The organism is Streptomyces sp. R818 (genome assembly GCF_056172735.1).
Genome location: NZ_JAOCNE010000001.1, coordinates 311,869 through 326,314, shown reverse-complemented (window position 1 = coordinate 326,314; position 14,446 = coordinate 311,869). Strand labels below are relative to the sequence as shown.

The following is a 14,446-nucleotide window of genomic DNA, read 5'->3' as shown; positions in this document are numbered from 1 at the left end:
CATGACCTGACCGGACGGCGCTCGGCCTTCCGGTCACGGGCGGAACACGGACGTTCACGAAGGGGCGGTTACGGGTGAGTGCGTCGGGCACGGCCGCGGCCGGACAGGTCGAGCACATGCTGCGCCAGGTGACCCCCGGGCGCTACGACGCGTACGAGGCGCTCCTCTCGGCGCTCGCCGCAGGCCAGGTCTGGATGCTGCTCTGGCACGGGCAGGCCGGCTCCCCGGACGCCCAGTACGGGAACATGGACGTGGACGGCTTCTCGTACGCGCCCTGCGTCACCTCGGCCCAGGAGCTCTCCGCCTCCGGCTGGTCCCGCGCCTACGAGGTGGTCAGCGGCGTCGACGCGGCCCGCACGCTCTACCCCGACCACTACGGCCTCTGGCTCAACCCGCACGCCCCGGGCGGCGGCGTCGGCGTGCCCTGGCTCGACCTGCGCCGGATCGCGGGCGGCCTGGACCGGCAGCCCGCCGGGCCGCTGCGGCTGAGCGAGCCCACCCTCGAACTCCCGCAGTTCTACGCGCTGCTCGCGCAGAACGCGCACCGCACCACCGCCGTCCGCGCGCTGCGCCGCGCCTGGGTGCAGCCCGCGATCGGCGCCCCCTACCTGGCGATCGGTCTCGACGTGTACGACACGTCGCCCGCGTCGGTGGACGCGGTGCGGGCGATGATGCAGCAGTCCGTCGCGGCGGTCCCGGACGGCCTGCCGGTCTCCACGGTCGCGATGTCCGACGCGTACGACCCGGTCGCGATGTGGCTGCGGGCGAACGCGCGGCCGTTCTACGACCGCGAGGCGCATGTCGCCCCCGCTGGACAGGCAGGTCAGGCTGGTCAGGCCGGGGCGGGTTACGGGTATCCGCCCCCTTATGGGGCGTCGTACTAACTGCCGCACGCCTATCGGCAGTTGTGGGCCCAATGTCCGAACTGGCGCCACTTAGACCCCAACTGACCGCTGTTCGCACGTCGTTCACAGGCGTCCGGATAACGGAACACCCCTGACCGCATCACGGTTAGGCATCCTTTCCCCGTCAAGTCTGGCAACAGATCGCACACAGGTTGAAGACTCCCGCAGCAGGGGGTTTCGGCTCTGTGTACGAGCCCCTGTGTACGACGGACTGAACCACGCCGCTACAGCGGCAAGTGCGGGCCGGTCACCGCCGGTTGAGAAGGGGTCCTTGCCACGATGACGGCACCATTGCACGACACGACCGCGGAAGCGGAACCGACCGCCCCGGTCGACGCTGCCGCGAGCGCCCCAGGCCGCAAGGTCGAGGGCCGGTCGCTGAAGCAGATCGCCTGGAACCGCCTCAAGCGGGACAAGGTCGCCCTCGCCGGTGGCATCGTTGTCGTCTTCCTGATCCTGGTGGCGGTGTTCGCGCCGCTCATCGTGAGCCTGCTCGGCCACCCGCCGAACGAGTTCCACCAGGACAAGCTCGACCCCCTGACGAACCTGCCGCAGGGCGCCCTCGGCGGCGTCAGCGGCGACTTCCTCTTCGGCCTCGAGCCGAACAAGGGCCGCGACGTCTTCAGCCGCATCGTCTACGGCGCCCGCATCTCGCTGCTCGTCGCCTTCCTCGCGGCGATCGTCGCGGTGGCGCTCGGCACGCTCTTCGGCATCATCGCGGGCTACTTCGGCGGCTGGGTCGACGCCGTCATCAGCCGCGTCATGGACGTACTGCTCTCGTTCCCGCAGCTGCTCTTCATCATCTCCCTGGTCTCCGTGCTCCCGGACGACCTGCTCGGCCTGACCGGCAGCGGCGTGCGCATCGCCCTCCTGATCGTGGTCATCGGCTTCTTCGGCTGGCCCTACGTCGGCCGTATCGTCCGCGGCCAGACGCTCTCCCTGCGCGAGCGCGAGTACGTGGAGGCGGCCCGCTCGCTCGGCGGCGGCTCGCGCCACATCCTCTTCCGCGAGCTGCTGCCCAACCTGGTCGCGCCGATCGTCGTCTACATGACCCTGATGATCCCCACGAACATCCTCACGGAGGCGGCCTTGAGCTTCCTCGGTGCCGGTGTCCGGCCGCCCACCGCGTCCTGGGGCGGCATGCTCCGCGACGCGCTCGAGACGTACGAGCACGACCCGATGTTCATGGTCTTCCCGGGCGTCACGATCTTCATCACCGTCCTCGCGTTCAACCTCTTCGGCGACGGGCTGCGTGACGCGCTCGACCCGAAGGGGTCCCGGTAAGACCACAGGCCCGAACCGGCCTGCAACGAACTGCCCCTGCCGCATCGTCAGGTGGCTCGACTCCCTGGTTCTCCGGCCCCGGCCCGGAACCGCGATCTCGGAGGTTACGAGAAAATGTCCACAAGTTCCTCGAAACGACGGCTCGCCGCCGGCGCCGCCCTCGTCGTCGCGGCGCTCGTGTCGACCACGGCGTGCGGTGGCGGTGACGGCGACTCCAAGGACTCGTCGAAGGGCGCCGGGTACGACGCCGCGTACAACAAGGTCGCCAACGCCTCCACGAAGAAGGGAGGCACGCTGAAGATGGTCGGCAAGCAGGACCTGGACTCCGCCGACCCGCAGCGCGCCTACTACGGCATGTCGTGGGACTTCATGCGCTTCTACACGCGTCAGCTCGTGACGTTCGCGCCGAAGCCCGGTGCCGCCTCCACCGAGCTGGTGGGCGACCTCGCCACCTCCACCGCCAAGGTCTCCGACGGCGGCAAGACCTACACGTACACCCTGCGTGACGGCGTCACGTGGGAGGACGGCTCGCCGGTCACCGCGCAGGACGTCAAGTACGGCATCGAGCGCATCTGGGCGACGGAGACCATCACCGGTGGCCCGCAGTACCTGAAGCAGACCCTGGACCCCAAGGGCGAGTACAAGGGCCCCTACAAGGACAAGTCCAAGGACAAGCTCGGCCTGAAGGCCATCGAGACGCCGGACGCGAAGACCATCGTCTTCAAGCTTCCCAAGCCCAACGGTGACTTCGAGCAGTTCCTCGCCATGCCCTCCGGCTCCCCGGTGAAGCAGGAGAAGGACACGGCGACCAAGTACACCCAGCGTCCGTTCTCCAACGGCCCGTACAAGTTCGAGTCGTACAAGGCCAACAAGAAGATCGTCCTTGTCCGCAACGACAAGTGGAACAAGGCCTCGGACCCGGTCCGCGCCGCGCTCCCCGACAAGGTCGACGTGACGATCTCCGCCAACCTGGAGGAGAACGACAAGCGCCTGATGGAAGGCGACTACGACGTCGACCTGAACGGCACCGGCATGACCCAGTCGGGCCGTGTCACCGCCGTCCAGGACCACCGCGACAGCGTCGACAACATGCGGACCTCCTTCGTCCGCTACGTCGCCCTGATCCACACCGCCAAGCCGTTCGACAACGTCCACTGCCGCAAGGCCGTGTTCTACGCGACCGACTTCGCGGGCCTGCAGCAGACCCGCGGCGGCGAGCTGGCCGGTGGCGAGATCGCCAACTCCACCCTGCCGGTCTCCATCAAGGGCCACTCGAAGTACGACCCGTACGGTGTCCTCGCCCGCAAGGGCAAGCCGGACGTCGCCAAGGCCAAGGCCGAGCTGAAGGAGTGCGGCAAGCCCGCCGGCTTCTCCACCAAGATCACCGCCCGTAACAACAACCCGGGCGAGGTCGACACCGCCGAGGCGCTGCAGGAGCAGCTCTCCAAGGTCGGCATCAAGGTCGAGGTCGCCTCCCTCGACGGCGCCGAGACCTCCGCGATCACCGGCTCGCCGAAGGTCGTCAAGGAGCGCGGCTACGGCATGACGATGAGCGGCTGGGGCCCGGACTTCCCGTCCGGCCAGGGCTTCGGCCAGCCGCTGTGGGACAGCCGGTTCCTCTCGGACACGGGTAACTACAACGAGTCCCAGATCAAGGACCCGAAGGTCGACGCCCTCTTCGACAAGGCGATCGCCGAGACCGACCCCGAGAAGGCCGGCAAGATCTACGAGGAGCTGGACCACCGGATCCTCGACCAGGCCGACTGGATGCCCTTCATCTACGAGAAGAACATCACCTGGCGTGGCCCGCGTCTGACCAACGCCTACATGTCCGACGCCTACAACGGCCGCTACGACTACGTCTCCCTCGGCGTCGTCAAGTAACACCCCCTCCGGGCAGCGGAGCTCGCCTCCGCTGCCCGGATCTGGACCTCCGCCGCCGAAACCCGCCAGTCCGAAGGGCAGGTGATGGCCCCGGGCGCCGAACGGGAACCCCCACAAGGGGTTCCCGGCAGGTGCCGGGCCGCGCACAGTGCTTGCTTATCTCATCCGGCGCCTGTTCGCCGTTGTCATCATGGTGCTCGTCGTGCTGCTCGCGACGTTCACCATCTTCTTCATGCTGCCCAAATGGGCGGGTCAGGACGTGGCCGTCCTCTTCGCCGGCAAGGCAACCGGAGCCGAGCAGCTCGCCGGTATCCGGATCAAGCTCGGCCTGGACGACCCCGTGCTCGTCCAGTTCTGGGACTTCGTCAAGGGCATCCCGATGGGCCGCGACTACGTCAACGGCGCCGACGTGACCCACTGCTCCGCCCCCTGCTTCGGCTACTCCTTCCGTACGGAGGCGCCGGTCTGGGACACCCTCAAGGACGCGCTCCCCGTCACCCTGGCGCTCGCCGCCGGTGCCTGCGTCCTGTGGCTGGTCGCCGGTGTCGCCACCGGTGTGCTCTCCGCCCTCAAGCGCGGCACCCTCTGGGACCGCGCCGCCATGACGATCGCCCTCGGCGGCGTCTCCCTCCCGGTCTTCTTCACCGGCATGGTCGCGATGGGCATCTTCGTCCACAGCCTCGGCTGGGTGCACATCGCCGACAGCCTCTCCACCGACGACTCCATCGGGGTCTGGTTCGAGACGCTGATCCTGCCGTGGATTGTGCTCGCCTTCCTCAACGCGGCGATGTACGCGCGTCTCACCCGGGCCACCATGCTGGAGATCCTGGGCGAGGACTACATCCGCACCGCCCGCTCCAAGGGCCTCGGCGAGTCGACCGTCATCACCCGGCACGCGCTGCGCTCCGCGATGACCCCGATCCTCACCGTCTTCGGACTCGACCTCGGCGTCCTCCTCGGCGGCGCCGTGCTCACCGAGTCCACCTTCAACCTGCCGGGTCTCGGCCTCGCGGCGGTCCAGGCCATCAGCAACAAGGACCTGCCCGTGATCCTCGGCGTGACGCTCTTCGCGGCTCTCGCGATCGCCGTCGCCAACCTCGTCGTGGACCTTCTGTACGCAGTCATCGACCCGCGAGTGAGGCTGGGATGACCGACCTGAACAAGACCGGGGCGGCGGTCGGTGAACCCACCGACACCACCTCGGCCGCTCCCAAGGCCTTCCTCGAGGTCCGCGACCTCAAGGTGCACTTCCCGACCGACGACGGCCTGGTCAAGTCCGTCGACGGCCTCTCCTTCACCCTGGAGAAGGGCAAGACGCTCGGCATCGTCGGCGAGTCGGGGTCCGGCAAGTCCGTCACCTCGCTCGGCATCCTCGGCCTGCACACGGCGGGCCAGTACGGCCGCCGCAAGGCGCAGATCAGCGGCGAGATCTGGCTGGACGGCACCGAGCTGCTCTCCGCGGACCCGGACAAGGTCCGCAAGCTGCGCGGGCGCGACATGGCGATGATCTTCCAGGACCCGCTCTCCGCGCTGCACCCGTACTACACGATCGGCAAGCAGATCGTGGAGGCGTACCGCGTCCACCACGACGTCGACAAGAAGACGGCCCGCAAGCGCGCCATCGAGATGCTCGACCGCGTCGGCATCCCGCAGCCCGACAAGCGCGTGGACGCCTACCCGCACGAGTTCTCCGGCGGTATGCGCCAGCGCGCGATGATCGCCATGGCGCTCGTCAACAACCCCGAACTGCTGATCGCCGACGAGCCGACCACGGCCCTCGACGTGACCGTGCAGGCGCAGATCCTCGACCTGATCCGGGACCTGCAGAAGGAGTTCGGCTCCGCCGTCATCATGATCACGCACGACCTCGGCGTCGTCGCGGAGATGGCCGACGAGCTGCTCGTCATGTACGGCGGCCGGTGCGTCGAGCGGGGCTCGGCGACCCAGGTCTTCTCCACGCCCCAGCACCCGTACACCTGGGGCCTGCTCGGCTCGATGCCGCGCATCGACCGCGAGCAGACCGACCGGCTCACCCCGGTCAAGGGCTCCCCGCCCAGCCTCATCAACCTGCCGACCGGCTGCGCCTTCAACCCGCGCTGCCCGTACGCGGACATCCCCAAGGACAACATCACCCGTCGCGAGCGCCCGGAACTCCAGCAGATCGACTCCGGTCACTGGTCGGCCTGCCACATGTCGGCCGAGCAGCGGGAGCGGATCTGGACCGAAGAGATTGCGCCGAGCCTGTGACGGACGCCAAAGGACCCGAGATGACGATCCCTCAGCAGACGACTGACGCGCCGGCCACCTCGCCGGACCCCGCCAAGGGTGAGCCGCTGCTCAAGGTCGAGGGCCTGGTCAAGCACTTCCCCATCAAGAAGGGCCTGCTCAAGCGGCAGGTCGCGGCCGTGCAGGCGGTCGACGGGCTGACCTTCGACGTCCGCGCGGGGGAGACCCTCGGCGTCGTCGGCGAGTCCGGCTGCGGCAAGTCGACGATGGGCCGCCTCATCACCCGCCTCCTGGAGCCCACCGCCGGGCGCGTGGAGTTCGAGGGCGAGGACATCACGCACCTCGGCGTGCGCGGTATGCGGCCGCTCCGCCGCGACGTGCAGATGATCTTCCAGGACCCGTACTCGTCGCTGAACCCGCGCCACAACATCGGCACGATCGTCGGCGCCCCGTTCCGCCTCCAGGGCGTGAAGCCGGAGGGCGGCGTCCGCCAGGCGGTCCAGGACCTGCTGGAACGCGTGGGCCTCAACCCCGAGCACTACAACCGCTACCCGCACGAGTTCTCCGGCGGCCAGCGCCAGCGCATCGGCATCGCCCGGGCGCTGGCCCTGAAGCCGAAGCTCGTGGTCGCGGACGAGCCGGTCTCGGCCCTTGACGTCTCGATTCAGGCCCAGGTGGTGAACCTCCTGGACGACCTCCAGGAGGAGCTGGGCCTCACCTACGTGATCATCGCCCACGACCTCTCGGTCATCCGGCACGTCTCGGACCGCATCGCGGTGATGTACCTGGGCAAGATCGTCGAACTGGCGGACAGGGACGACCTCTACTCGACCCCCATGCACCCGTACACCAAGGCGCTGCTCTCGGCGGTGCCGGTGCCGGACCCGAAGCGCCGGGGCGCCAAGAGCGAGCGCATCCTGCTGCGCGGCGACGTCCCCTCGCCCATCGACCCGCCGGCCGGGTGCCGCTTCCACACGCGCTGCTGGAAGGCGACGGAGATCTGCGCCACGAAGGAGCCCCCGCTCCTCCAGCTCGGCACAGGCCACCAGGTCGCCTGCCACCACCCGGAGAACGCCCCGGACCAGGCCCCGCAGGACACGAAGCTCCTCTCGGCGGCGAAGGAGGCGATCGACGTGGTGACGGTCCCGGCCCCGGGGGAGCCTGTTCCTGCGGAGCCTGCCGCGTCGGAGGCTGCTCCGGTGGAGTCCGCTTCGGTGGAGTCCACCCCGGTGGAGCCCGCTCCGGTGGAGTCTGTCGCGTCGGAGCCCGCCGCGGCCAAGTCTGTCCCGGAGGAGCCCGCCCCGGCGGAGCCTGCTGCCGCGCCGGTGGACGAGGAGCCGGCGAAGCCTGCTGCGGCGGAGGAGCCTGAGCCCGAGCGGGAGTCGGAGTCGGAGCCGGCGAAGCCTGCCGCTGCTGCGGAGGCCCCGGAGGCCCCGGAGGCGCCGAAGGAGAAGTAGCGGCCCGGGGGCGGGCCCAGCCCCGCCCCCGCCATGGGCGGTACTCCGTATTCGGGCTGCGCCCCCGCCCTGGGTGGGGGCGCAGCCCGGATCTGGCACCCGCCCCACCCCTGCTCGCCCCTTGGGCTCCGCCCCGCCTCGGGCGATCTGCCTCCCCGAGGCTTCATCCGGGGAACCCCCAGGGCGGCAGGGTGGGCAAGGCGGCCCCCCCAGCGCCGGGCGCCCGCAGCAGCAGGCACTCGCAGAGGCGGAGCGGCACCTCAGCGCCGGGCAACCGCGACAGGAGGCCTCCGCTGCAAGGCGGCACCCCAGCGCCGGGTGACCGCCCAGCAGGGACCCGCAGACGCCCCGCCCAGAAGCGTCCCAGCGCCGGGCAATCGCAGCAGCAGGCACCCGCGCACAACCCCGCCCATAGCGCGCCCCCCGAACCGGAACCCGTCCCAAATGGCCCGGCGGGGTCATATACACCCCACCCCCCGAACGGCACTGTTCCGTTGTCAACAGACACCGGCACACGTTCGAAGGGAACGCCCATGGCTCTCTCCCGTTCGGCACGCCTGGCCGCCCTCACCGTCGCGGCCGCCTCCTTCACCCTGGTCGCCGCCGCCCCGGCCCCCACCCCCGGCGCCCCCGGCATCGGCGACACCTACTTCCCGTACCTCGGCAACGGCGGCTACGACGCCCGCCACTACACCCTGGACGTCGCCTACAACCCCGACACCGACCGCTTGGACGGCCGCACGACCCTCACCGCCCACGCCACCCAGAGCCTCTCCTCCTTCAACCTGGACCTCCAGAAACTCACGGTCACCGCGATCCAGGTGGACGGCAGACGCGCCGACTTCACCCGCACCGGCGACGAGACAGTCGTCACCCCGCGCGACGCGATACGCAAGAACAGCACCTTCGACGTCACCGTCGACTACAACGGCATCCCCGAACCCCTCACCGGCCCGATCGTCTTCGGCTCCGACTACGGCTGGATGAAGACCCCCGACGGAGTCTTCGTCGCCTGCGAACCGAACGCCGCCTCCACCTGGTTCCCGTCCAGCGACCACCCCGCGGACAAGGCCACGTACGACATCCGTATCAAGGCCCCCAAGGGCCTCACCGGCGTCTCGAACGGCCGCCTGGTCGCCACGTACGACACGAAGGACGGCCAGACCGTCCACCACTGGCGCGAGTCGAAGCCGATGGCGACCTACCTGGCCACCGCCAGCATCGGCAAGTTCGACGTGCGAACGGGCCGCACCCCGGCCGGCACCCCCATCTACGTGGCGATCGACCCCGTCCTAGCGAACAGCAACACCGTCGACGTGTACGCCGTCACCGCCGAGGCCACCGACTACTGGTCCGAGGTCTTCGGCCCGTACCCCTTCGAGGAGACGGGCGCGGTTGTCGACGACATGCCGCAGGCCGGCTTCTCCCTGGAGACGCAGACGAAACCGAGCTACTCAGCGGTCCGCAACGAGACGACGATCGTCCACGAGCTGGCCCACCAGTGGTTCGGCGACTCCGTCTCGGTCGAGCGCTGGAAGCACATCTGGCTCAACGAGGGCTTCGCCACGTACGCCCAGTGGCTGTGGTCGGAGCACAAGGGCATCCGTTCGGCCCACGACTCCTTCCAGGCCGCCTACGACGCGCGCCCCGCCGACTCCGCGTTCTGGGACATCGTCGTCGCGGATCCGCAGCGCGACACGATGTTCGCCTCGGCCGTCTACCAGCGCGGCGCGATGACCCTGCAGCAGCTCCGCGAGTACATCGGCGACAAGGCGTTCTTCAAGCTGCTCCCGGCCTGGGTCAAGCAGAACCGGTACGCCAACGCGACGACCGACGACTTCAAGAAGCTCGCGGAGCGGATCGGCGGCAAGAACCTGGACGCCCTCTTCGACACGTGGCTGTACCAGCCGGACAAGCCGGTGCTGTAAGCCTGCGCCGTGGGCCCGCTCCGTGAGCCTGCGCTGTAAGCCCGCGCCGTAACGATCCGCCAGAATCATCGGGTGCTCCAGAACCTGTTCACCCCCTCCGTCCAGCACTGGCTCGACCTCATCGGCATCTTCGTCTTCGCCATCTCCGGCGCGCTGATGGCCGTACGCAAGAACTGGGACGTCTTCGGCATCGGCGTCCTGGCCGAGGTCACCGCGCTGGGCGGAGGGCTGCTCCGCGACCTGATCATCGGGGCCGTGCCCCCGGCCGCCTTCACCGATCTCGGCTACTTCTCGACGCCGCTGATCGCCGCGGCGCTGGTCTTCTTCCTGCACCCGGAGGTCGAGCGGACCCAGACCGCGGTGAACGTCTTCGACGCGGCGGGCCTCGGCCTGTTCGCGGTCACGGGCACGACGAAGGCGTACGACTTCGGGCTCGGCCTCACCGCGTCCGCCGCGCTCGGCGTCGCGACGGCGGTCGGCGGGGGAGTGCTGCGCGACATCATCGCCAACGAGGTCCCGTCCCTGGTCCGCTGGGACCGCGACCTCTACGCCGTGCCCGCGATGGTCGGCGCCGTCATCGTCGTCGTCTGCATCAACTACGACGCGCTGAACGCGTACACCAGCTCCCTCGCGGTCCTCACCGCGTTCGTCCTGCGCCTGCTGGCGATGCGCTTCCACTGGCGCGCGCCGAGGGCGTGGAACCGCAGGTCGGCGGCGGTGGACGTGACGGAGGAGACGCCGTAGCGGAGACGGGACGGCGACGGCGTAACGCAGCCTTCACAGTCAGAAGCTACCGCTTAGTAGCTTCCTGTTGTACGTTCAATCCATGGCAGAAGCAGCATCCTCGGCGGCGCCCACGAAGGCCCGCATCGGCGACAGCGAGTTCGACCGCGACACCGCCGTCACCCGCCGCGCACCCGGTGTCTACGACATCGACCTCTCCGCCGGCTGGACGATCATCAACGCCGTCAACGGCGGCTACCTGCTGGCCGTCCTCGGCCGCGCCCTCGCCGATGCCCTGCCGCACAGCGACCCGTTCACCATCTCGGCGCACTACCTGACGGCGTCGGCGCCGGGCCCCGCCGTGATCCGCACCGACGTCGTCCGCACCGGCCGCACCCTCTCCACCGGCCAGGCCTCCCTCTTCCAGTACGCCGAGGACGGCACCGAGGTCGAGCGCATCCGCGTCCTCGCCTCCTACGGCGACCTGGACGCGCTCCCCGACGACGTCCGCACCAGCGCGGAGATGCCGGCGATCCCGCCCATCGACCAGTGCTTCGGCACGAACGACGCCCCCGAGGGCGCCCCGCCGGTCCCCGGCAGCTCCGCGATCACCGACCGCCTCGACCTCAAGCTGGACCCGGCCACGCTCGGCTGGGCGCTCGGCGCCCCGTCCGGCAAGGGCGAGATGCGCGCCTGGTTCGCCCTGGCCGACGGCCGCGACGCGGACCCGCTCTCCCTCCTCCTGGCGGTCGACGCCCTGCCCCCGACCGCCTTCGAGATGGGCCTGAAGGGCTGGGTCCCGACAGTGGAGCTGACGGTCCACATCCGCACCCGCCCGGCCCCCGGCCCCCTCCGCGTCGCGATCACGACCCGCAACCTGGCGGGCGGCTTCCTGGAGGAGGACGCGGAGGTCTGGGACAGCGAGGACAGACTGGTGGCCCAGTCCCGCCAGTTGGCAAGGGTGCGGCTGAGCTGAACCTTCGGGGGGCCGCACGGAGTGCGCCCCGCAGGGGCGCGGGGAACTGCGCGACCAGCCACGACGAGTCCGCACCCGGCAACGGCGCCAGCCAGGCAGACGCTCCCCGAGGGCCCACGCCAGACTGACCCGGTGAAATCCGACCGCCTGCTCTCCATCCTGCTCCTGCTGCAGACCAGGGGCCGAGTCCCGGCTCACGAACTGGCCACCCGGCTGGAAGTCTCCGTCCGCACGATCTACCGGGACGTAGACGCGCTGAGCACCGCAGGCGTCCCGGTCTACGCGGAACGCGGCAGGACAGGCGGCATCACCCTCCTCCAGGGCTACCGCACGGACGTGACAGGCCTGACCGCCGACGAGTCCCGCGCCCTGTTCATCGCGGCAGCGCGCGGCACCCACGAGGCCCTGGGCCTGGACGCGGCGATCGGCTCGGCCCTGCGCAAGGTCATGGCCGCGCTCCCCGCACCGCACCGCCCTGCGGCGGAGCTGACCGCACGCCGCATCCTCGTCGAGTCGTCCCGCTGGATGGGCCCGCCCGCACGAGAGGTGGACGTCAGCGCGTTGCGGGACGCGGTCTTCACCGACCGCCGCCTGCGCATCCGCTACCGGCACAGCGGCGCCGACGCCCTCCGCACGTACACCGTCGACCCCTACGGCCTCGTCTGCAAGGCGGGCGTCTGGTACCTGGTCGCCGACCGCAGGTCCGTGCCCCGCCTGTTCCGCGCGGACCGGATGCACGCGGCGACGCCGACGCAGGCGCCGGTCAGAAGGCGTCCGGGCGTCGAACTGGCGGACGTGTGGGCGGCCCTGAAGCGCGAGGTCGAGGAGCGCCCCGCCGCCGTCGAGGTCACGGCCCGGGTCCGCCGCCCCCGCCTCGACCTGTTCCTGCGGATGTGCGGCACCTCCCTCACCGCACCCCCCGAGGACGACGGCACCGGCGACTGGATCACGGTCCGCCTCGGCTACGAGGCCCTGGGCGCGGTCCGCTCCCTGGCCCCGTTCGCCGCGGACGTGGAGGTCCTCGAACCGCCGGAGGCCCGCGCCGAACTGGCCCGCTGCGCCGCCGCGATCACCGCTCTGTACGCAGGAACCGGCTGAGCGCGGCCGTGAGTTCGGCGGGCGCGTCCTCCTGGACGAGGTGCCCGGCGCCGTCGATGATCCGCATCTCGGCACCGGGGACCGCCGCGACCAGCTCATGCCCGCGCGCGACCGGAATCCAGGTGTCCTCGGCGCCCCAGCACACGAGCACGGGGACGGGCACCTCCCCGTACCGCCCCTGGATCTCGTCGGTGAACCGCTGGTCGTTCCGCTCGATCTGCCGGTAGAAGGCGTCCTTGCCCGCCTCCGTCAGCCATGGCGCGACGAGCCGCGCGTGCGTGTCCGGGTGCAGACCGCGGTGGCTCGCCGAGCTGATGTAGCGGTGCACGAGCGCCTCGTGCAGCTCGTCCGGCAACCGCCGGAACACGTCCGCGTTCTCGGAGATCAGCCGGTACGTGGCCGTGCCCCACGGCGCGAGGGCCACCGGATCGACCAGGGCGAGCCGGGAGTACGCGGCGCCGTGCAGCAGGTGGGCCGGAGGGACCGGCGTAGCGGCGGTCGAGGTGCCAGTCGGTGTGCGGCTCCGCTGCGGTCATGACCGTAAGGCTATTGGCTCATGACGCCACCGGCCAGCCCCCGGCCAGTCCCTGGCCGGTGCTCGGCTCAGGCCCCGTCCAGCCAGTGCCGACGCCCCAGGCTCACGAGCCGCAACTGCCGCTCCGCGACCCCCGCCACCCGGGCGTGGTCCTCGGCGGGCGCGGTCAGGAAGGCGGACGCGGTCGCCACCATGTGGTCGACGTACAGACCCGCGAGCATCAGCAGATCGTCCCGGCTCCACCCGGCGGACTCGGGGTCGAGGCTGAGCGCCGCGCTCACCTCCTCGGCGAACTGCGCGAGCTGAGCCCCTATCGCGTCGCTGACCCGCTGCACACCACCGTGGCGCTCGCGCGCGATGAACCGTACGTGGGCCGGGTGGGCGCGCACGTGCGCGGCGATCAACTCGACGGTGCGGGCGATGCGTTCGTCGCTGTCCCAGGTCGCCTTCAGCAGCTCGGAGACGACCGTGTGCAGGCTGCCGAGCGCCTGCTCGACCAGCGCGACACCGAGGTCGGCCGTGCTGTCGAAGTGCCGGTAGAACGCGGTCGGCGCCACTCCCACGGAGCGCGTGACCTCCCGCAGGCCCAGGCTGCTGAGGCTCTGCTCCTCCAGGAGTTCGAGCGCCGCGTCGAGGAGGGCCTGCCGGGTCTTCTGCTTCTGCGCCTGCCGGATGCCGAGGGTGTGACTCATGTCATCCAGTTAACAACTGTTCTCCGTGATTGGGAACCGGCGGGCGGGTTACCCTAGAGGTCAGTGAACAGTTGTAAGCCAAAAGCATGCGTACATCACGTCTGAGAGGTTTCCCGTGCTGTTCCTAGTAGCGGCCCTGTTGCTGCTGGGCTTCGCGCTCGGCACCGTGGCCCACGCCCCGCTTTCCTTCACGCTGGTCGCCGCCGCCGTGATCGGCGCATGGCTGGCCGTCTTCGCGCTCCGCGAGCGCCACGGCCGCCGCCACCGCCACCAGCACTGAACCGCGCAGAAGCAGTCAGCAGAGGGGGTACCACCATGCAGCTCACCGCACCGGACCGGACGCAGGAGAAGCACGAGGCGCACGAGGCACACGAGGCACACGAGAAGCGCGAGGCCGTGAGGACTGCCGAGGTGAACGACGCCGACGTGGCCGAGGCGCAGAAAGCGGCACCCGCCCGTCCCACCGGCCGCCGCGACACCGACGGCATGGCCGTCGCCTCGTTCGTCCTCGGCCTCATCGGCCTGCTCGTCCTGAACGTCTTCCTCGGCCCCATCGCGATCGCCCTCGCCGGCATCGCCCTGTGGCGCGGCACCGCCCGCCGCGGCCGCGCCCTGCTCGGCCTGGGCCTCGGCGTCGCCGACCTCGTCGTCCTCTTCGCGTTCGTCGCCGCCGACAACACGCTGTCCTGGAGCATCACGGGCTGACGGCAAGGCCCACGGTCAAGGCCCTGGGCCGGG

13 protein-coding genes and 1 pseudogene are annotated in these 14,446 nt (G+C 70.3%); 12 read left to right on the top strand and 2 right to left on the bottom strand.

Features of this window, described 5'->3' with window-relative positions:
* Window positions 1-74: 74 nt before the first annotated feature.
* From N5I75_RS01415 to N5I75_RS01370, 10 genes are all read left to right on the top strand, one after another.
* A complete protein-coding gene (locus tag N5I75_RS01415; RefSeq protein ID WP_476673397.1) occupies window positions 75-884 on the top strand; it encodes an enhanced serine sensitivity protein SseB C-terminal domain-containing protein in 810 nt (269 codons plus the stop codon).
* Between the two features lie 300 nt (window positions 885-1,184).
* Window positions 1,185-2,189: an ABC transporter permease gene (locus tag N5I75_RS01410; RefSeq protein WP_476673395.1), complete on the top strand. Its 1,005-nt coding sequence runs from the start codon at window positions 1,185-1,187 to the stop codon at window positions 2,187-2,189.
* A 114-nt stretch (window positions 2,190-2,303) separates the two neighbouring features.
* A complete protein-coding gene (locus N5I75_RS01405) occupies window positions 2,304-4,073 on the top strand; it encodes an ABC transporter substrate-binding protein (protein ID WP_476673393.1) in 1,770 nt (589 codons plus the stop codon).
* Between the two features lie 148 nt (window positions 4,074-4,221).
* Complete coding sequence (locus tag N5I75_RS01400; protein ID WP_476673391.1) at window positions 4,222-5,223, top strand: ABC transporter permease; 1,002 nt, start codon at window positions 4,222-4,224, stop codon at window positions 5,221-5,223.
* Window positions 5,220-6,320, top strand: a complete 1,101-nt coding sequence (locus tag N5I75_RS01395) for an ABC transporter ATP-binding protein (RefSeq protein WP_476673389.1) — start codon at window positions 5,220-5,222, stop codon at window positions 6,318-6,320. Before N5I75_RS01400 ends, N5I75_RS01395 begins: the two co-directional genes overlap by 4 nt.
* Before the next feature lie 20 nt (window positions 6,321-6,340).
* Window positions 6,341-7,756, top strand: coding sequence for an ABC transporter ATP-binding protein (locus N5I75_RS01390; protein ID WP_476673387.1), 1,416 nt, complete (start codon window positions 6,341-6,343; stop codon window positions 7,754-7,756).
* A 533-nt stretch (window positions 7,757-8,289) separates the two neighbouring features.
* Window positions 8,290-9,684: a M1 family metallopeptidase gene (locus N5I75_RS01385; protein WP_476673385.1), complete on the top strand. Its 1,395-nt coding sequence runs from the start codon at window positions 8,290-8,292 to the stop codon at window positions 9,682-9,684.
* A 72-nt stretch (window positions 9,685-9,756) separates the two neighbouring features.
* Window positions 9,757-10,428: a trimeric intracellular cation channel family protein gene (locus N5I75_RS01380; RefSeq protein ID WP_476673383.1), complete on the top strand. Its 672-nt coding sequence runs from the start codon at window positions 9,757-9,759 to the stop codon at window positions 10,426-10,428.
* Window positions 10,429-10,510: 82 nt separating this feature from the next.
* On the top strand, window positions 10,511-11,383 hold the full coding sequence (locus N5I75_RS01375; RefSeq protein ID WP_476673381.1) for a thioesterase family protein: 873 nt from the start codon (window positions 10,511-10,513) through the stop codon (window positions 11,381-11,383).
* A gap of 132 nt (window positions 11,384-11,515) precedes the next feature.
* Window positions 11,516-12,481: a helix-turn-helix transcriptional regulator gene (locus N5I75_RS01370; protein WP_476673380.1), complete on the top strand. Its 966-nt coding sequence runs from the start codon at window positions 11,516-11,518 to the stop codon at window positions 12,479-12,481.
* On the opposite strand, the pseudogene N5I75_RS01365 reads toward N5I75_RS01370, so the two are convergent.
* Both N5I75_RS01365 and N5I75_RS01360 read right to left on the bottom strand, forming a co-directional pair.
* Window positions 12,453-12,956: pseudogene (locus N5I75_RS01365) on the bottom strand (alpha/beta fold hydrolase); the annotation flags it as partial. The gene N5I75_RS01370 and the pseudogene N5I75_RS01365 overlap by 29 nt on opposite strands.
* Before the next feature lie 128 nt (window positions 12,957-13,084).
* The gene (locus tag N5I75_RS01360; protein ID WP_476673378.1) at window positions 13,085-13,708 is read right to left on the bottom strand and encodes a TetR family transcriptional regulator; all 624 of its coding nucleotides are present in this window, start codon (window positions 13,706-13,708) and stop codon (window positions 13,085-13,087) included.
* Window positions 13,709-13,823: 115 nt separating this feature from the next.
* Here N5I75_RS01360 and N5I75_RS01355 point away from each other — a divergent pair, with 115 nt between their 5' ends.
* Window positions 13,824-13,988: a hypothetical protein gene (locus N5I75_RS01355; protein WP_476673377.1), complete on the top strand. Its 165-nt coding sequence runs from the start codon at window positions 13,824-13,826 to the stop codon at window positions 13,986-13,988.
* 206 nt (window positions 13,989-14,194) lie between these two features.
* Window positions 14,195-14,413, top strand: a complete 219-nt coding sequence (locus tag N5I75_RS01350) for a DUF4190 domain-containing protein (RefSeq protein WP_476673841.1) — start codon at window positions 14,195-14,197, stop codon at window positions 14,411-14,413.
* Window positions 14,414-14,446: the final 33 nt, after the last annotated feature.

Bases quoted from the DNA above. Each gene is read 5' to 3' on its own strand.
- N5I75_RS01410 (WP_476673395.1), top strand. From the start codon at position 1,185: ATGACGGCACCATTGCACGACACGACCGCGGAAGCGGAACCGACCGCC.
- N5I75_RS01405 (WP_476673393.1), top strand. From the start codon at position 2,304: ATGTCCACAAGTTCCTCGAAACGACGGCTCGCCGCCGGCGCCGCCCTC.
- N5I75_RS01390 (WP_476673387.1), top strand. From the start codon at position 6,341: ATGACGATCCCTCAGCAGACGACTGACGCGCCGGCCACCTCGCCGGAC.
- N5I75_RS01395 (WP_476673389.1), top strand. From the start codon at position 5,220: ATGACCGACCTGAACAAGACCGGGGCGGCGGTCGGTGAACCCACCGAC.
- N5I75_RS01385 (WP_476673385.1), top strand. From the start codon at position 8,290: ATGGCTCTCTCCCGTTCGGCACGCCTGGCCGCCCTCACCGTCGCGGCC.
- N5I75_RS01350 (WP_476673841.1), top strand. From the start codon at position 14,195: ATGGCCGTCGCCTCGTTCGTCCTCGGCCTCATCGGCCTGCTCGTCCTG.
- N5I75_RS01375 (WP_476673381.1), top strand. From the start codon at position 10,511: ATGGCAGAAGCAGCATCCTCGGCGGCGCCCACGAAGGCCCGCATCGGC.
- N5I75_RS01360 (WP_476673378.1), bottom strand. From the start codon at position 13,708: ATGAGTCACACCCTCGGCATCCGGCAGGCGCAGAAGCAGAAGACCCGG.